24 protein-coding genes are annotated in these 18,138 nt (G+C 47.1%); all 24 read right to left on the bottom strand.

Annotation, left to right across the window (positions count from 1 at the left end):
- Positions 1-35 precede the first annotated feature (35 nt).
- Entirely contained in the window at positions 36-326 is a 291-nt protein-coding gene (locus tag GPK90_RS15780; protein ID WP_215703407.1) for a hypothetical protein, read from the bottom strand.
- Between the two features lie 81 nt (positions 327-407).
- Positions 408-704: a hypothetical protein gene (locus GPK90_RS15775; protein ID WP_215703406.1), complete on the bottom strand. Its 297-nt coding sequence runs from the start codon at positions 702-704 to the stop codon at positions 408-410.
- Between the two features lie 464 nt (positions 705-1,168).
- Positions 1,169-1,522: a ribosome silencing factor gene (gene rsfS / locus GPK90_RS15770; RefSeq protein WP_117484561.1), complete on the bottom strand. Its 354-nt coding sequence runs from the start codon at positions 1,520-1,522 to the stop codon at positions 1,169-1,171.
- Positions 1,437-2,159 (bottom strand): bis(5'-nucleosyl)-tetraphosphatase (symmetrical) YqeK, encoded by a 723-nt coding sequence (gene yqeK / locus GPK90_RS15765; RefSeq protein WP_215703405.1) that lies wholly within the window; start codon positions 2,157-2,159, stop codon positions 1,437-1,439. The genes rsfS and yqeK overlap by 86 nt, the downstream gene beginning before the upstream one ends.
- A gap of 114 nt (positions 2,160-2,273) precedes the next feature.
- Complete coding sequence (gene nadD / locus GPK90_RS15760; RefSeq protein WP_118529892.1) at positions 2,274-2,882, bottom strand: nicotinate-nucleotide adenylyltransferase; 609 nt, start codon at positions 2,880-2,882, stop codon at positions 2,274-2,276.
- Between the two features lie 128 nt (positions 2,883-3,010).
- Entirely contained in the window at positions 3,011-3,304 is a 294-nt protein-coding gene (gene yhbY / locus GPK90_RS15755) for a ribosome assembly RNA-binding protein YhbY (protein WP_015554475.1), read from the bottom strand.
- A gap of 75 nt (positions 3,305-3,379) precedes the next feature.
- Positions 3,380-4,663 (bottom strand): GTPase ObgE, encoded by a 1,284-nt coding sequence (gene obgE / locus GPK90_RS15750; protein WP_118322675.1) that lies wholly within the window; start codon positions 4,661-4,663, stop codon positions 3,380-3,382.
- A 234-nt stretch (positions 4,664-4,897) separates the two neighbouring features.
- Positions 4,898-5,188, bottom strand: a complete 291-nt coding sequence (gene rpmA, locus GPK90_RS15745) for a 50S ribosomal protein L27 (protein WP_015554473.1) — start codon at positions 5,186-5,188, stop codon at positions 4,898-4,900.
- Between the two features lie 4 nt (positions 5,189-5,192).
- Entirely contained in the window at positions 5,193-5,522 is a 330-nt protein-coding gene (locus GPK90_RS15740) for a ribosomal-processing cysteine protease Prp (RefSeq protein ID WP_015554472.1), read from the bottom strand.
- Between the two features lie 8 nt (positions 5,523-5,530).
- Positions 5,531-5,839 carry a 50S ribosomal protein L21 gene (gene rplU, locus GPK90_RS15735; protein ID WP_021905027.1) on the bottom strand — a complete coding sequence of 103 codons (309 nt, stop codon included), beginning with the start codon at positions 5,837-5,839 and terminating at the stop codon, positions 5,531-5,533.
- Between the two features lie 299 nt (positions 5,840-6,138).
- Entirely contained in the window at positions 6,139-7,200 is a 1,062-nt protein-coding gene (locus GPK90_RS15730) for an IS30 family transposase (RefSeq protein ID WP_002591292.1), read from the bottom strand.
- 89 nt (positions 7,201-7,289) lie between these two features.
- Positions 7,290-7,973, bottom strand: coding sequence for a hypothetical protein (locus tag GPK90_RS15725; protein ID WP_227069880.1), 684 nt, complete (start codon positions 7,971-7,973; stop codon positions 7,290-7,292).
- Positions 7,974-7,994: 21 nt separating this feature from the next.
- Entirely contained in the window at positions 7,995-8,192 is a 198-nt protein-coding gene (locus tag GPK90_RS15720; RefSeq protein WP_002591290.1) for a helix-turn-helix domain-containing protein, read from the bottom strand.
- 463 nt (positions 8,193-8,655) lie between these two features.
- Entirely contained in the window at positions 8,656-10,065 is a 1,410-nt protein-coding gene (locus tag GPK90_RS15715) for a phage tail tip lysozyme (protein WP_215684916.1), read from the bottom strand.
- 78 nt (positions 10,066-10,143) lie between these two features.
- Entirely contained in the window at positions 10,144-10,626 is a 483-nt protein-coding gene (locus GPK90_RS15710; RefSeq protein ID WP_002591287.1) for a phage holin family protein, read from the bottom strand.
- Between the two features lie 2 nt (positions 10,627-10,628).
- Positions 10,629-10,808 carry a hypothetical protein gene (locus GPK90_RS15705; RefSeq protein WP_117553022.1) on the bottom strand — a complete coding sequence of 60 codons (180 nt, stop codon included), beginning with the start codon at positions 10,806-10,808 and terminating at the stop codon, positions 10,629-10,631.
- A 24-nt stretch (positions 10,809-10,832) separates the two neighbouring features.
- Entirely contained in the window at positions 10,833-11,894 is a 1,062-nt protein-coding gene (locus tag GPK90_RS15700; RefSeq protein ID WP_215684915.1) for a reverse transcriptase/maturase family protein, read from the bottom strand.
- Positions 11,895-12,220: 326 nt separating this feature from the next.
- Positions 12,221-12,577: a diversity-generating retroelement protein Avd gene (gene avd, locus GPK90_RS15695; RefSeq protein ID WP_215684914.1), complete on the bottom strand. Its 357-nt coding sequence runs from the start codon at positions 12,575-12,577 to the stop codon at positions 12,221-12,223.
- Between the two features lie 40 nt (positions 12,578-12,617).
- Positions 12,618-13,760 (bottom strand): phage major tropism determinant, encoded by a 1,143-nt coding sequence (locus GPK90_RS15690; RefSeq protein WP_215703404.1) that lies wholly within the window; start codon positions 13,758-13,760, stop codon positions 12,618-12,620.
- Complete coding sequence (locus GPK90_RS15685) at positions 13,753-14,190, bottom strand: hypothetical protein (RefSeq protein ID WP_055056154.1); 438 nt, start codon at positions 14,188-14,190, stop codon at positions 13,753-13,755. The genes GPK90_RS15690 and GPK90_RS15685 overlap by 8 nt, the downstream gene beginning before the upstream one ends.
- A 14-nt stretch (positions 14,191-14,204) precedes the next feature.
- Positions 14,205-15,341: a hypothetical protein gene (locus tag GPK90_RS15680; RefSeq protein WP_002591281.1), complete on the bottom strand. Its 1,137-nt coding sequence runs from the start codon at positions 15,339-15,341 to the stop codon at positions 14,205-14,207.
- A 5-nt stretch (positions 15,342-15,346) separates the two neighbouring features.
- A complete protein-coding gene (locus GPK90_RS15675) occupies positions 15,347-16,501 on the bottom strand; it encodes a siphovirus ReqiPepy6 Gp37-like family protein (protein WP_009297825.1) in 1,155 nt (384 codons plus the stop codon).
- A gap of 4 nt (positions 16,502-16,505) precedes the next feature.
- Positions 16,506-17,393, bottom strand: coding sequence for a phage tail family protein (locus tag GPK90_RS15670; protein ID WP_003023324.1), 888 nt, complete (start codon positions 17,391-17,393; stop codon positions 16,506-16,508).
- Between the two features lie 3 nt (positions 17,394-17,396).
- On the bottom strand, positions 17,397-18,138 hold a 742-nt coding region (locus GPK90_RS19220), incomplete at its 5' end, for a phage tail protein (protein WP_330620800.1).

Below are 18,138 nucleotides of genomic sequence, written 5' to 3'. Positions count from 1 at the left end.
ATTGTTCCCGCAGCCTATGTCTGGCCTCGTCTGTCTCACATGCCATCATCACGAAAATACTCATTTACCGTATGTAACAGCAAAATCATATCCACCTCTGATACGCATGATGCATCCAGTTCAAATTCATAGACGCTGTTCTTTGTTCTGATTGTCAATGAACCATCTTCCACTCGGATACTTCCGTAGGTTGTGTGCAGATATTTGCCCGGACAATCGCTTGCCGGACTCGTAAAGAAGTAAACCAGATACTTCTCATACCGGCTGTCGGATTTATAGACCATGATCAATCCCGGCTGATCCATATACGGTATCCGCCAATCCATGTATTTCCGCCCATTTTTATCTTCTGCTTTACGCAGGATTCCCAACGCTGACTGATCCAAATGCATCTCATCAACTCCTTATCATACAGGTATTTCACCGACTGCTGCAATGAAATCCTGATCCCGGTATCCGACCTCGTCAAATTTCCGCAGCCCGGCTTCCACTTCAAATACATGGCCGCAACAGCAACACTTGAGTTTTCGCGTAACAACAATTCCCGGTTCACTCAGCAGTAACTCCATGGATGATTTTCCTGCATTGGCTGCCACATACTCATCCATCTTTGCCTGTTCCTCATCGGTCAGCTGAATGTGCCACCAGTTATGTTCCTCATGACACTTCGGACATGGCGGGTTGATTTTATAAAGCCTTCCCATAGTTTGGTCTCCTTTCGATTTTTTCGTTGCAACTATATCATCATCGAATTCGAATTTCCAATTGGCGGTTTCTGCGGATAACGTTTTGAGTCAAATTTTCACTCCGACGTTCCTGCCTGAAATCATAAAGCGCTTTGTCATAATTCCGGTTTCAGCATTCGTCAAACCGTTGCCGCCACTATATCATCAAGTATTTCAAATTGCAAGAGGGTATTTTACAGATAATCGGATGTTTCGGAAATAAAAGGAAAACCAGTTCTCGCCCTTATACCCTCTTGTTTCGGATATAAAAGGAAAACTGGTTTTTTGATTTTTATTCTTTGTTTGCGATATAAAAGGAAAACTCAAATCCCTGTTTTACACCGCTTGTTTCGGATATAAAAGGAAAATTATTACGTTTCCGCATCCCTTGTTTCGGGTATAAAAGGAATGTTTCGGAAATAAAAGGAATTAAACAATCTCTCCTACAGCTCGTCCACCGACTCCACGATCTTTCCGTCTCTCCAGATCCTCTCAAGATCATAGAACAGACGATCTTCCTTGGAGAATACGTGTACGATCACATCGCCGTAGTCCATGAGTACCCATGTAGAGCTCATGCTGCCTTCTTTCTGGTGGCACTCGTAACCTGCCTTGAAGAGCTTCTCCTCCACGTTATCAACTAATGCCTGTGTCTGGTTTGCGTTGGAAGCGCTCGCGAGAACGAAGTAATCCGCGATCACGGAAACGCCTTCAATGTCGATAATTTTTACATCTTCGCCTTTTTTCTCTTCCAAAGCCTCGACTGCAAGCTTTACCATTTCTTTTGACTGATTCAACTGATTGTTCCTCCTTGTCTTGATCGGTCTCTCCGGCCGCGCCGGCTGTCTCTTTCTGTTTTTCTGAAACGACACGGCGCATATCCTGGTAGGCCGCCTCCGTCATCGGATCGATCTGGCACCCGGTGCTCTTCAGATACTCGAGAATGCTCTCCATGATCTCAAAGCATGCCTGATCCAGGTCAATAAAGGCAAGCTTCCGCATTTCAGGAAGATTTGCCGCCTTGGACCGTCTCGGTTCAATATAATCCGCCACATAGAGGATCTTGTCGAGCAGACTCATGCCCGGCTTTCCCGTCGTATGGCAGGTGATCGCGCTTAAGATCTCCGGATCATCCACTCCATATTTGTTCTCAGCCATCCACGCCCCGAGTTTCGCATGGAGCAGGGACGGGTCGCGCTCTTCCTCGGCTGTCACCGGGATCCCGCGGTCCAGACATTTCTGAAGCATGACCGGATTTTCAAAGCGTTTTGCCGAATCATGCAGAAGTCCCGCAAGATCGGCTTTATCAAGATCGTACCCATACCGCATTGCAAGCGCCTGACAGGTAAATTCTACGCCGAGCGTGTGCTCGTACCGGTACGCATCGAGTTTTTTCTTTAAATGTTTTCTGATTTCAGGTACCCGACTATCCATAATGAATCTTCTTTCTGAATCTGCCCCGCCGGGATATCTCCCGCACGGGTCCTTCGTTTTCACCTGTTTTATTACAGTCAGGAGCCGGACTGTCTCCTTGCAGTTTACCTGCCTCTATTTCCTGTACAATCCTGTTTCCCTGATGTAATTTGCAACGGCTTCGGGCGTGTCTTTCGAGAGGTCCTCCCCCAGCGCCGCCCGTTTCCGGATATCCGCGGACGCTTCCTCGATCTTCGGGTTGTGGAGGATCCGGATATCAGCCCCATATTTTTTATTGAGGTAAGAAACCTCATCTTCAAGGGAAACACCGCCGTCCTCGTATGTCCTTCCGGAGACCAGGAGTACCGCCTGTGCCATCACCTGTTCGGGATGATACCAGGATTCCAGCTGATACAGGGAATCTGCCCCGATGATAAAATAGACCTCGATATCCGGGTACGCTTCCTTCAAAAGCGCCAGTGTCTGCGCCGTGTAGGTATTTCCTTCGCGTCCCATCTCAAAATCGGAGACCGAAAAATACGGAACGGATTCCGTGGCAAGCTCCAGCATCCGGATGCGCGCCGCTCCGTCTGTGATATGATGATCTTTTTTGTGCGGCGGAACATGAGACGGCATGAACCAGATCTCATCCAGCCCATACTCCCGGTGAGCCTGTTCTCCAAGGAGCAGGTGTCCGTTATGGACCGGGTCAAATGTTCCCCCAAGAATACCAACGCGTCTCATAGGATCCTCCATTACCGACAGGATTATCGTTTTTCCTGTTCTTCCCGTTCCGCAGTCCGTGCGGAGATCACTTTCGCAAATTTCCGGCACAAAGCGGACATTCAGGAATACAGGTATTTCCGCGGCAATTACGGAAGAACGATCTTCCGGTCTTTCTCTTCCTTCGCCGGTTTGTACAGAACGATCATCTTTCCGATCACCTGTACAACCTCAGAATGAGTACGCTCTGCAAGGATCTGTGCAAGGTCTTTTCCGTCATCCGCACAGTTCTTCAGAACGTGGATCTTGATCAGCTCTCTCGCGTTTAATGCTTCCTCAACCGATTTTGTGATCTCCGGTGTGAGGCTGGATTTACCGATCTGTAAAACGGCATCCATCGTCATTGCAAGTCCCTTTAAATAGGAACGCTGTTTGCTTGTCATAATAACTCCTTTTCATATATGGAAAAGCGCGGCTCCCTGGATGTTCCCATGAAACGCCCGAGAAGCTCCGGCGCATTATTTATAGTAATCAAATACGAGTCCGTACATGCGGACGGTATCGCCCTCCTGGATCCCCGCTTTTTCAAGATCTGCAAGGATTCCGGACTGCTTTAAGAATTTCTGGAAGAAGTCAAAGCCTTTCTCGGAATCAAGATTCGTGTATCCGAGCATCTTCTCGATCCTCGGTCCCTCGACCACGTAAATGCCGTCCTCATCCTTCTCGACCGTGTACGGAAGGGAACGATCGCCGACATACTCGATCTCGAACTCTTTCTCGAAGATCTTCGGTGTGCGGTCTGTATTTTTGATCACATCATAGAGATAATACAGAAGATCGTTCACGCCCTCGCCGCTGACTGCGGAGATTCCGAATACCGGGATCCCCATCGGCTCGAACTCTTTCTTTAAATCTGCAAGCGGATCTGCGCCCTCATCATAAACTGCATCCAGCTTGTTGGCTGCGATCGCCTGCGGAAGCTTTAAAAGCTCCGGGTTGTAGGCGGAAAGCTCATCCATGATCGCATGAACATCCGCGATCGGATCACGTCCCTCTACGGAAGCCGCGTCAACCACATGGAGCAGGACTTTCGTGCGCTCGATATGACGAAGGAACTCATGTCCAAGACCGGCTCCCTCGGATGCGCCCTCGATCAGTCCCGGGATATCCGCCATTACAAAGCTGTTCCCGTCACCGAGATTTACAACGCCAAGGTGCGGATTCAGGGTCGTGAAATGGTAGTTTGCGATCTTCGGTCTCGCATTGGAAACGCGGGATAACAGGGTGGATTTTCCGACGTTCGGGAATCCGACAAGTCCCACATCCGCGATCACCTTTAACTCCAGCTGTACCCAGAGTTCCTGTCCCGGCTGTCCCGGCTGGGCATATTTCGGAACCTGCATCGTCGCTGTTGCGAAGTGCATATTTCCAAGACCGCCCTTTCCGCCCTTTAAGATCACTTCACGGCGATTTTCGCCGGACATATCCGTGATCACTTTTCCGGTTTCCAGGTCCTTAACGACAGTACCTTCCGGGACCTTGACGATCAGGTCCTTTCCGTCAGCGCCGTGGCAGCGGCGTTTTCCGCCTTCCTCGCCATTTCCGGCCGCATATTTTCTTACATGACGGAAATCTACGAGCGTATTTAATCCATCATCCACTTCGAAGATGATGTCTCCGCCTCTTCCGCCGTCACCGCCGTCAGGTCCTCCATTCGGAACATACAGTTCACGCCGGAAGCTTACATGTCCGTTTCCGCCGTTTCCTGATCTGATAAATACTTTTGCACTGTCTGTAAACATGGAAAACCGTCCTCTCAATAAATCTTTTGTAACTACTCAGTATCCTCAAGCCTGTGTCTTATTACGGTCAGCGCAGCAAGTGCGCAGACCTACTGGATTGTTACAATCTTTTACCTATAAAAAATGTAACAGCAAAACCTTTCTTTCCTGTTTCCATGAATCCCGAGTCTCACTGTTACACTGCCATCTAATCTTAAAAAAGCTCCATACCATCCAGTATGGAGCTCTTCGTTATTATTCGTTGATTGCCTGAGGATATACAGAAACCTGTTTTTTGTCTCTGCCCTTTCTCTCAAACTTAACAACACCGTCAACTTTTGCGAATAATGTATCATCGCCGCCGATGCCTACGTTAAGACCTGGATGGATCTTTGTTCCGCGCTGTCTGTAAAGGATGTTGCCAGCTAATACGAACTGTCCGTCTGCTCTCTTAGCTCCAAGGCGTTTGGACTCAGAATCACGTCCGTTCTTTGTGGAACCAACACCTTTCTTATGAGCAAATAACTGAAGGTTCATCTTAAACATATCGTTACACCTCCCTGAATCGAAATTTGATATATTCTGCTCCATATTCATCCCGGATGTTTTCGAGTCCGAGGATCAGGGATTTCATGAGGAGCTGCGACTCAGAACTTATTTTATCCGGGAAGGAAAAAGAAAAGCTTCCGCCGTCTTCCCCCACACTTCCTTCGAAGTGATCGTCCGTAAATGTTTCAACGGAGTTTGCCATGTTGAGAACCAGTGCGGAAACAGCAGCACAAATCACGTCCTGTCCGTATTCTGCATAGCCAGCATGACCATTGATATCGATTCCCTTTACTACTTCGTTCCTGTCACGCAGGATATTTACCTGAATCATAATCTTAATTAAGCATTGATCTTTTCAATCTTAACCTGAGTATAAAGCTGTCTGTGGCCATTTTTCTTATGGTAGCCAGATTTGCGCTTATACTTGTAAACGATAACTTTTTTGCCCTTGCCAACTTTCTCTACTGTTGCAGATACTGTTGCACCCTCAACGGTCGGGCATCCGATTGTAAGCTCTCCGTTGTTAACAGCAAGAACCTGATCAAAAGTTACTGCAGAACCAACCTCTGCGTCGATTCTCTCGATCTTGATGCTGTCGCCCTCGGCTACTCTATACTGCTTACCGCCAGTTGCAATAATCGCGTACATATTGCACCTCCTATTATCATTACTCGCCAGTTATGGTGTCCTCCGTTATGGAGTCCTTGGAAACCTCACTGTGCGGCACACTAGATAACTATATCAAATACTTTTCTTGTTGTCAATCACTTTTTCTGCAATTTTTTACATTTAAAAATGTCAACATTAAATTCGACATTTTTTCATGTTTTTATCGTTTTGCCGTTTTGCACAATACGTAGCCTGTTTTATTGTATATTTTCACTTTTAGGCAGCGCAATAGTAAGGCTGCCACTGCTGCCAGCCTCTCACGCTCCCTATTTTCGTTCTTATGCAAGCTGCTTTACCTCTTCCTCGAATAGTTCCCCTGCTGAATGATAGCCATGTATTTTGCGTGGGTATCCGTTTATCCAGTTCTCTATACTCTCTACCTCTTCCTCTGTCCTGTCGTCAAAATTTGTGCCTTTCGGTATCTTCCGGCGTATCATCTTATTTGTTACCTCATTTGTGCCACGCTCCCAACTGCTGTACGGGTGGCAGTAATATACCTTTGTCCGCTTTTCTCCCTCGTTGATAATAGAACGCTGTAAGCCCTCTGCATCTGCAAACTCGCTGCCGTTGTCTACTGTGATTGTCTTAAATACCCGCTTAAACATATCAGCGCCCCATTTTCTTTCTAATCTATCCAGTGCCGCTACTACTGCCTCGTCTGTATGGTCTGGCAGTTTAAATATAATCTCGTTTCTGGTTTTCCGCTCCGTCAGTACCAGCAACGTATTTTTTGACTTTCCCCGCTTACCTAAAACGCTGTCCATTTCCCAGTTGCCGAACTCTTCCCGTGTATCTATCTCTTTCGGGCGTTTGTCTATACTCTCTCCTGCTGCCGCCCTTTTCTGTTGCCTCTGTACTTTCTTATAATTTCTCTTCTTATTCTTCTTTACTGGCAAATTCTTATTAGACAACTTAAGGAAAATACCCTTATCAATGTAGCTGTATAAGGTCGTTACGCATACTGTTACGGAAAAGTCCCCCTCTTTCCCCTGTGCTTTCAATTCTCCCAGTACCGCAGCTGGGCTGTAATCTTCATTTACTATTTTATCCTCTATATAATTTGCGTATGCAATATCGTTTCCTATTTTAAGTTGTGTACCCCTTGCCTTTAAATTTTCCTCTGCTTTCATTTGTGCCTTGTTTGGGCTATAACTTAATGTTTCTGTATAGTCGCTATTTCTGTGCATATATTCCCCTCGCTTAAGCTCATTGTATATAGTGCTGCGGTGTACGCCCAGCTGTTCTGCTATCTCTATCACGCTATGCCCTGCTTTTTTCAATGCCTCAATACTTATACGGTCTGTCCATGTCAGCTGTCGGCTGCCTTTCTTATTCGCCATTTCTGCTACCTCTCTTTCGTTCCTGTTCTTTCCCCATATACGACGAAAAGCCGCAAACTCTTTTACAAGTCTGCGGCTTATGCCTTTACCTATTTACAACACTTTTTACAAGCGGTGTATTTCTTCTTTGCTTGGCTTAGCGGTATGCTCTTTGGGTTTTTCATTCCTGAACAGTTAGGCTTACTATGGTATTTTTTGTTGCTACGGTCTACATATACTGTAGTTTCTCCCGTATGCTGGCTTACGCTGGGCGTTGCGTCCTCGATTACGTCAAGCTCTATATTGCACCCGAACGTCTGTACCCCCCCCCCAGAAATTTCCAGTATTTCTGCGGTGTAGCGGGCTTTCGGGTACTTTCTCGCTAAGTCCCCCGCCAGTTCTGCCGATAGATTGCCTATTACCTTATCGCCCCACTTTACGTATGCGGCAGGCTCTCCGTTGTATGTGTACTTTTCTACTGTAATATCTTCACTACCGGACATTTTGCTTAAAATATCCTGCCTGTTTTCTCCGTCCTCATTATTGAACGTCACGCCTACTACTTTCGTTCTGATTGTATCTAAAACCCTGCTACCAGATGCGGCGGCAGGCGCTGGTGTTCTGTTTCCGTTCTCTTTTCCTGCGCTTTTCTTTTTCAGTCCAAAATAGGCGCATACTGCCGCAATCACAATACAACCCACCCCACCTGTTATATTTCCAGACGGCAGCGCCGTTAAACCGCTTACTGCAAATAATGCAGCCACTACCAATAAAATTACCTTTTTCTTTGTCATAGTAAGCCCTCGCTTTCGTTTCTACTTCAATTCTAAAATTTCATCAGCAGAGGCGTTAAGCTCTCTGCAAATTTTCGCAAGTGTTATTGCGTTTGGCGTAAGCTCGTTGTTTTCCCAGCGGCTTATATCTTTCTGGTATACTTGCAGGCGCTCTGCAAGTTCCTTTTGCGTCACGCCTGCCGCTTTTCGTGCTTTTTTAATGTTTTCGCCTAAATTCATGCCTTACCTCTCTTTTCTCTTGCCCTCAAAATGAAAGCAACCAGCAGCTTTACCAGTCCTACTGCTACTAAAAATACTCCTAATTTTAAAAGCATACTCTTTACTCGGCTTTGGGTTTGTGTTATATTTCTTATAGGCGGCGGGCTTATCGCCCGCCTGTTGGTTAGGGCTTTCGCCCTAACCTATGTACTTACCAATTATGATAAGTATTGTTCCTATGATTAAGTCTATCACTGCACTGATTGCCAATTCTTGCCAGTTGATAGGCTTTTTCTTTTGTTTCTTTTTCTTACCCATTGTGCCGTTTCTCCTTTCCAGTGGCTTTGCCTCTTATTTGTTCTTATCTCCTTTCCATGATTTTATTATATACCTTTTTCGGTATATTGTCAACACTTTTGTATAGATTTCTAAGAAAATCGCAAAAAAATAGAGGGCAGACAGCGAACCGCCCACCCTCGAAAACTTAAGCTAATCTTGTGGCATAATCTAAGCTAATCCAGCCTGCGCCACTCTTCAAGCGTCCCCAGCCAGCACTTGCGCCCTGTCCGGCTTTCACTTCCACAATGGTAAATACTCCCTTTCCTGTGGTTTCTCCCGTCTTTGCATAGTTCGTGCCTGCTCCTGTTCTGATATTAAGGTCTAAAATATCTACCTGTACGCTAAACGGAACGCCTGCGCTTGTCTGCTGCCCCGCTGCGGTATATACCGCCTTGCCGTTATCATCATATACAGTATAACCCGCCTTGCAAGCGCTCTTTGCATTTTCCAGCGACGTAAACGCCCCCAGCTGGCTTGCTGCGTCCGTCCAGCTCTTGCGCACTCTGTAATACTTTGTACCGTTTCCTGCTGCATACTTTTTATAGTATCCCTCGCCGTACTCTGCACGCTTTTTCTTTACTGTTTCGCTCTGGTCTGCTGGCTTTTCATATCCAGTAAGAACGGCATCAGATGCAGCACGCACGCTGCCCGCCTTTTTCAGTGCGTCCATTACTGCTGTGTATCCCTGCAATTCTTCCCATAAAAATCCCAGCTGCATATTAAGGTCTGCAATGGATACGCCCGCCTGTTTTGCATGATTAAGCAACGCCTGTTTTCTGCTCCAATACGTCCACTGCGCCAGCCCATAGCCTGCACTGTCCTTTACAAAATTGCCATAGCTGCCATTATCCACCGCTGCTGTATATTCTGCGTCCGTCTTACCCAGCTTATTGTTATAGGTGTTCTGTAAGTTGTTCGGCATAAGCCCGCTTTCAGCATACAGATTACCCATAATACCAGCCACAGCATAAGCATTTAAGCCCTTTCCTGTAAGAAAATTCCAGATTGTTTTTTCATTGCCGCCCTGCGATGTTTCTGCCTGTCCGCTGATTTTACGCTTAAACTCGTCCCATGTGTGGGCGCTGGTGTTATATACATACGGGTTAGGGCAAATCTTGCCCGTTACGTCGTAATGTCTGATTACATGAGATGCAGGCACGCCGTATTTATTCATAAGGTAACGGGTAAGCTCTGCCGCTGCCTCTACTGTTGCGTCCTCAAAATACCAGTCTTTATCTGTTGCGCCCATGCTCTTTGTGTTTTTCTTCCTTACGCACATTTCAATACCGATACTATTAGCGTTTCGGCACTCTGCGTGCTTATAGCTCGACGCTCCGCAATGCCACGCTATATTAGCGTCCTCTACGCACTGCCATACCTCGCCGTTAAATCCTACAAAGTAATGTGCCGACGCATTTCTATTGCCGCCGCCATAATATCGGCAGTTATCCTCTGCGCCGCCCAGTGCGCCTACATAATGGATAACAATATACTTAATTCTGGAAACGCTGCCCTTATTGAAATTGTACTTACTTATCTTTCTGTTAATGTTCATATTTCCTGCCTTTCCGCATACAAAATAAGCGCCTGCGGTGTCCCGCAAGCGCTCTTTGCTGCTATGTCCTTATTATTCTTATCTTTCCTGTGTCCTGTGTTCCTCTACGTTGCCTGTGGTGCTGTCCCCGTCCAGTTCGTCTGTGTCCGGCAGTTCGTCCGTATACTTCGCCAGAAACTCCCGCACCTTTTCCCATACCTTTTTTACGGGCAGCCCGCATAATGCCATATTCTTAAAAATACTCACTACCTCATAGGCAATGTAAAGCAATGCGAAAAATTCAGCCACGCCCACGGTATCAAGCCCTAAATATGTACGTGCCTGCTCCGGTATAAATCCGATTAAGTTAATCTTAATCAGTACGTCGATTGCCAGCATGAATACCAGAGAAATAAGCATACCTACTTTTCTGATAGCCCCGTCAATGCCTGCGCAGCTGTTAAATTTCTTCTCTTTGATTGCACGCAGCACGCCAAAAACCGTGTCGCACACAATCGCCAATACTACCAGCTGGATAATTTTGTTATGTGCCGCCGCCTCAATAAATTCTGTAATAGTCATGTTCATAAATCCTGCCTTTCTCTTAATTGCAAATCTTTTGCCCGCTCTTTCAGCTCTGCGCCGTCGTAGCCTGCTGTCTGCTCCCAGCTTTCCAGAGTGGCTATTAAATCAGCAATAAGCCTGCTTTGCTTTTCTATGGTTTCCTGTTGTTCTTGTACTACCCTTAGTAAATTGCTACTCATGTACTCGCTCCTGCATTCTGCCGCTTAAGCAGCCTTTTCTATGGCTGCCTCTGCCAGCGTTTCTATTTTCTTTCGTAGGTTATAACTGTCGGCGTGTCCTGCGTGTCCCGTCCAGCTCTGTATACTCTTTTGTAACTGCTCTTTTGTGATTTTCCCGCTCTCGCACTTCTTGATAGTACGCTTTATGCGCTTTATGCTGTCCTTTCGTACTTTCCTGTGCGTTGCCCTGTGTTTGTAGCCTACAAAGTCTATACCGTTCTTTGCTGCCAGCATGGTAGTTTTCGGGTTAAACTCTAACTTAAGCTCTTCCCGTAAGAATTGCTCTATCCGTGCAAGCCAGTTGCGCAGCTGTTCCTTGTCTGGGCTTAATATTACAAAGTCGTCCATATATCGTATGTACGCCTCTACGCCCAGCTCATGCTTAATAAACTGGTCTAATGCGTCCAGATAGATATTTGCAAATAACTGACTGGTAAGGTTTCCTACTGGTATCCCTACGCCGTCCAGCATATTGCCGTTGTGGTCTATTATCCTGTCCAGCAATGCCAGTACCCCAGCGTCTTTTATAACCTTACGTATTTCAGTTTTTAATACCGCATGGTCTATGCTCTGGAAATAGTGGTGTATATCTGCCTTGATAGCATAAAGCGGCTGGTCTGGGTGGTATTTGTTCCACTCATACAGCCACTCTTTTAGCGTATCAGACGCAGCGTGCATACCTTTACCTTTCCGGCAGGCGTAAGACTGCGATATAAACCGCTTATCAAATATAGGCTCTAACACGTTGTTTATGGCGTGCTGTACCACCCTGTCATAGAACGGCAGCGCCATTATCTGCCGCTCTTTCGGTTCGTACACCTTAAAGTAATGGTATTTGCTTGGCGCATAGGCAAGGTTTATAATATCTTCCCGCACCTTGTCTAAGTTTTCCTCTTTGTCTTTCGTAAAAATCAGTACGTCTTTTCTGTGGCGTTTACACTTTCTGGCTTTGTTATAGGCTTTCTGTACGTTTCCATAGTCGCCCATAGCCTCTAAAAGCGTAATGCGCCGCCCGTCCTTATCGGTAATGCATCCTACTCTCTTCAAGTATTAAGCTCCTGCCTTTCGCCGTAGCTACTAACCAGCAGCCGTATTTTTTCTCTTTGCCTCACGGCGGGACAGCCACTCTGACTATAGGATATTAAACACTCGGTCTTATCCCTTTCTAAGTCCTTGCCAGTATTCCGTAGAACTCTGTGCCTGTAATGTTCTCACTAAGTCACACGCCCCACGAGCGCCAATGTTCGTATTGACATTCCACGGGTAATTGTTGCAATTCACGGCACGAGCGCCGCAATTCGCCCCATTGTTCCAGTTGCCGCCCGCTATCAGCGCCGCCAGAGGCTGTAAGTAAGCAGCTGCCCCATATCCTGCTATTTTCTGGTCTTTACCTCTTCTATCAGTTCGCCCAGCATAACGCCTATTTCTTTCAGCTTGCGGCAGCTCTCGCCGTAGTGCCGTGCGTTCATAGCGCTATACTTCAAGTCATGCGCCAGCCGCAGCAATTCTTTACTTTCCTGCAATGCCGTATCTACCGTGTATAAGTGGCTTTTCGTTGCCGTCTTATCCCACTTTATAACCTCTTGCAGCATTTCAAGAATTGCGTTTCTTGTCGCCGTCTGTAAACTGAATTTCTCATACTTTGGGTACTTCGTAAGCAGAGGGTAAATATATAGCAGAAAATCGTATATTTTCTGGTGTATAATATCTGTTTTTGTCTGTGTGTCCATGCCTTACCCCCGTTTATCCGGCTGGGCTTTCGCCCGCCGTCTACAGAGAGTCACACGCCCCACGAGCGCCAAAGTCCGTAATGACATACCACGGGTAATTGTGGCAATGCACGGCACGAGCGCCGCAATACGCCCCACTGCTCCAGCCGCCGCCCGCCAGCAGCGCCGCCAGAGAATATGCGTAATACTGGTAAATGTTACCAACGTCGTAAGACTTCTCGCCTGTGTTCAATGGGCTTTTCTTGTCCCAGCCCCACGCTACGCTTGCGTGGTAGTCTGCATTTGTGGCGTGTTCCGCTCTTGTAATAAGCTCGTCCAGCCACTCCCAGACACGCCCCACGGCATCTACAACGCCCACGGAAGAAACGGCATTTACCACACTGCCTGTTACGCCCCTACCTGTGTTGCTGGTGGCGCTCCATGCGTTTGTATTTGCGTTATCCAGTCCGGCAGGGCTGCCAAAAGCATAAGCGCAAAATTCTGCATAGTTCGGCAGACGCTTACCGCTCTTTGCCAGACGTTCTACAAAGTTGTACCAGTTCATGCTTTCTGTACCCGTCATAGGTGCGCAGCCATACTCTGATTTCAAGCCCTTTGCCCCGTCGTCAGAATTAAGGTAAATATCTACCCATGTGCCGCCGCCTAAATATACCATACCCTCTGGGCTGCATTTCGGGCGGTGTCCCAGTGTCCATACAGAACGTGGTACAATGCCATTGCTTACTGCACTTTCCCAGCCTGTGCCAAAAATAACACTGCTGCCATTAAGCGGCTGTAAATTGCTGTCCACCTTGCGGCAGCGTCCATAATGAAAGCCGCCGATTTTACGGCTGTTTGTAGCGTTCCAGCCTGTCGGGTATGTAGAATTAAGGGAAATTACGTATTTCTCGTCTGCGCTGTCAATTCTGCTGTCGCAGATATATACGTAATAGTCCTTACCTACCGCAAAAGCGCTGCCTGCGTCCAGATTAGCAGCCGTAAGAATTGTATTTGCTGTCTTGAAAATTCCAGCGCCGCCCACGGCAATTACGCAACCCTCTACTACGGTCAGCTCATTTGCTCCGCTGGCGTAAATGTACTCATTGCTCGGTGCTACAATATCGCTGATTGTAGCCATTTTATTTACGTTCAAAAGCGCCCTTGCGTCGGTCTTTGTAACGTCGTCCACTAATAATCTACTCATACTGCTTTAATACTCCTTTCAGTGCTGCAATGTCGTCTGTTGTCATTCCTGCCACGGTGTCTGTGCGTTCCAGCGCAATTACCTTGCAGCCCGCTTTTACCGCTTTGGAAAGTGTAAGGGCTGTTCTGTCGTTTCCCGCCTCTCCTGCTGCCGCTGCCTCGTCGGTCTGGATATGTGTTACTCCCTGCACCGTGCCGGATACGTCGCCTGCTACAAATTTCATACCTACCGCTGCCTCGTCGCAGTAATATACCGTAACCGCCTTTTTCTCTTCCTCTACAGCTGCTACGCCGCACTCAATATAACGCTGGTTCTCTGCGCTCTCGATTTTCGCCAGCAAATCTGCTGCTGCCAGTTCTCCGCTTGCTACCATAGCAAGGCAGTTGTAATAATCCTCTTTTGTCTTTAATACTTTAGGAAATCCTTTCATGGTCTGCCGCCTTTCTAAAATGTATTTGCAAGATAGGAATTACCCACGTAGGTAGCCCCTAACACTGCCGTTTCTACTGTTCTTTCGTAATGCTGGCTCATGTATGCTGCGCCCATGTAACACAATCCCAGTACAGCATCATGCTTATAGTCAATGCCCCAGCCGCTTTCTACTCTCTTAAGTCGCTCGTCCAGCGCTGCTATTGCCTCTTTGGTTTCTTTCGTGCCTGCCTCTGCCTGCTTTTTCACTTCCTGCATGGCTGCTGCCAGCTCTTCAATTTGCAGTTGCAGGCTGCCTGCTATGTCCTCACCCAGCTTGTCCTTGATACTCTCAAACCATGTGTTAAATTCGTTTTCAGCGTCCGACTGGAATAGCTTAATTTTTGCCATAAATTCTGTATAGGCGCTTAAAAGTTCCTTGTCCCAGTTGTCAAGCGTGCTTTCAAAACTGCTGTATCTTTCGTTAAACTGGCTCTCATACTGCGCAAATAAGCCCTCTGTCTTGCTTACGTAGCTGTCATATACGCCCGCAATCTCTGTAAGGTACTTTTCCATACTCTGCTTATATGCGCTGAACTCGTCCAGCACGGCTGCGCTGTAGGTGTTGAAAAAGTCCGTAAACTGCTTTGTAAGCACGCTTGCGTCTATCTCTTCCACCGTTCCTGTTACAATGCCGCAGACTGCGCTATTAAACCGCTGGTCTGTGATGTTCTGCGTCTGTATCCTTGTTACGCCCTTGCCTACGTAAATATCTGCAAGCGCAAGCTCCCATATTTCCGTAGTGCGTGTTACTGCCGTTGCTGTCGGCTTTGCAGACGGTGTGCCTTTCAGCACCGCAATATACATATCTCTTTGCGGCAAATCCCAGCGAACTACTACCCTGTCCACCCTGTTAAGCGCTCCCTCTGCCGTATCCAGTGTTACGCTAAGCGTTGCAGGATTTCTAAAGGCGTAGCCGTTTATAAAGGCATAGCCTGCATTTACTCTTATTTCCATGCCGCTGTAAGCTACTACCTGTAGCCCGTCGCTCGGCTTTGGAAAAATGCCGTTTGCAATGAAAGTAGCAAAGTACCACGCCCAATCCTCGGCTTTATATACCCTGTCGTACTCTCCGTCTACTGCCACGGCATTAAACGGTAAGCTGTTTGCCATTTCTGCTACCTCACTTTCCTAATCTGGTCTACCAGCGTCGGCAGGCTGTCGCCAAAAGTCGCCTCTATGGTTTCCTCGCCTTTCTGGTATGTTTCTGTTACTTCTGTAATGCGTGCATCTATCTGTATGCCCCACTTAGTTTCTTTGCAAGTAATACGGTCGCCTAAATCAAAATCAGCCTTAAATTTTAAGTTTGAATTTGTATTTATGGTACTTACAAAATTTATGTTCTTGCCGTAGTTTTCCAACTCTGCGCCGCCTCTCGTTTTCAGCATTGCAATATAGGTATTCAGCGGTATTGTTACCTCTGTTTCCCCCTGCTGGTACTTTCTGGCAATGTCCGTAGCGTCGCAGAATACCTCTACTAAATCCAGCCCCGTTGCGCCCTCGCCGTCCACTGTGGTTACTGGCTGGCTGCCGTCGTCGTCAGCTGCTCCCTGCACATAAATAAAGTTGCCGCAGTTCTCTATACTGGCTGTGTATTCCTGCTCGTTGACATTATCAAAATCTCTTGAAAATATGCAGGGTGTGTTACCCTCGGTATTTGTGGCTGTAAGGTCATTGCCCTTATACAGATAAAAGCCAAACAGTCTCTCTCTTTCGTTAAGCAGAATGTCATAGCCCAGCTTTCCAGCCTGCGCCCTTGCCTTTACTTCCTGCCCCAGTTGTGCGTATACCTCGTTTGCATATTCAACCGCCACGCCGTCTATGGTTTCCTGCGCCAGAAATGTAAGCAATGGAAAACGCCGCTTTGTTCCTGCTGCGCTGCCGCAGTTGTTCTTTACCATAAGGTTTATAAGATACTGGTTTGTACCTGTCGCCACAATCTGCGGATAAATGCAGCGCTTATTAAGCCACCAGCTAAGCATATAGCCTTGTGCCTCTAACTGCTCTAAGCCGTTCTCGTCTTTGGTAATGTGTACGTAGGTTATCTGCGCTGCCCTGCGCCATACGCCGCCGTCGGCGGTCTTTACTTCCTTTTTTCCGTCGTGCTTGGTTATTAAGTTACCCTCTACCAGCAAACGGCTGTTATTGTCCGTAATCGGCGCAAGCAGGCTAAAAGTTCCTACGTCAAAATACTTTGTATGCCATAGCAGGCTTGCCAGCTCGTCTATAGCTCCCAGCGGCTGTACTGTCTTGTCGAATACTCTAAGCTCCATACCGTCACACTCCTAAAAATTCCTTGCTGTAGAATATGGATACTTCCAGAGAATTTACGCCGCTGGCTGCATCATATCTAAACATATTGTCGCCTATGGCAAGCTGCATAAATGTACTGTCTACATCAATGTAGCGGAAATAGTCGGTTTCTACGCCGTCCCTTATCAGCTTAGCGCCCTTGCTGCCGTACTTCGTGTTAATCTCTATCACGTCGCCCGTTTTCATAGTGGCGTTAATCTGTATAAATTCCTCGGTATCCACATTAAGCAGTATCGGGTTTGAAACTGTCCCCAGTGCTGTAAACCTTATCCTCATTCCTGTTGATACGTCGCCCTCGTTGTAGCAGTCCACTATTACGCTTTCCGCTCGGTATCCGTATATCATGCTCTTTGTGCTGTCCTTTTCGATAACGCAAGGGAAATGCCACGCAGCCACCCAGCTTGCTATATCCTCTTTTGTTTCTTCCTCTTCCCGCCAGAACGGGTTAAGGCACTCTATTTGTAAATCAAACTCATAAAGTACCTCTTTCTTTAGTATCTTAGGCTCTCCATACGCCCTGCAATCAATCACACGCTTAAAGCCGCCGTACTCATACACCAGCGTAGCGCTAAGCTCTGGGTTAAATATCTTAAGCATACGGCGGCGCAGTTCCAATGCCTGCGCCTTGTCCCGTGTGTTGATATGTCCCACTACGTCTATGTCCCTCGCCTCGATACGCTGCCCTACGTAGGTGTCGCCGTGCTGTCCCATACTGTTTGTGCTGTAAATGACGCTCGTAACGCCGGAAATGCCCTCTACGTCTTTACTTATATTGCAATGGTATACGCTGTCTACTCCCAGCTCTAACCGCTCGCCCCTTGAATTTATGTAAGTCAGTTTTTCATTTTCCATGTGTTACACCGTCCTTGCTATCATTCTGAACTGTCGGGCTGCCTCTTTCTGCTGTTTTGCATAGTCCGTGGTATTCGCATAAATATACTGATTGACAACTACGCCGCCTGCTGCACTGCCGCCGCCTCTCGGCTTTGGCTTTTTGTCGTCGTTATCATACTTAAATTCATTGCCTACATTTACCTTTGCGTCTACATCAAACTCCTGCGGTACGCTGTCCTCAATCATTTTCTTAACGCCGCCGATTTCATTAGAAAAGCCAACGCCGATACCCTGCGCCAGATATACGCCGATTTCGTCACGCATCAGCTTAGACGGGCTGGCAATTCCAAATAAATCCTTAAGGAAGTCGGTAACATTGCCTACCCAGCCGCTTATTTTGTCTTTTATCCACCTCGTAGCGCCGCTTATGCCGTTCCAGATGCCTTCTACCATGTTTTTACCGAACCCTGCAAACGTACTGCCAATATCCTTAAATACGTCTGCTATTCCAGTAATTACATTTCTCATGCCCTCTACGGCTTTGTTCTTTACTTCTGTACCCCATGTAGCCACTTTGGAAATTGCACCAGAAATGCTGTTATAAATCTTTTGCGGTATTTCCTTAACAATCGTAACAATGCCCGTTACCATGGCATTCATTACCTCTTTGGCTTTCGTAAGCATATTGTTGCCCCACGTAGCCACTTTGGTAACTGCCCCTACTATGCTGTTCCAGATTTTCTGCGGCAGTTCCTTAACAATC

The organism is Clostridium sp. MCC344 (genome assembly GCF_018785365.1).
GTDB lineage: Bacteria > Bacillota > Clostridia > Lachnospirales > Lachnospiraceae > Pilosibacter.
This window is presented reverse-complemented; position numbering and strand designations above follow the sequence as displayed.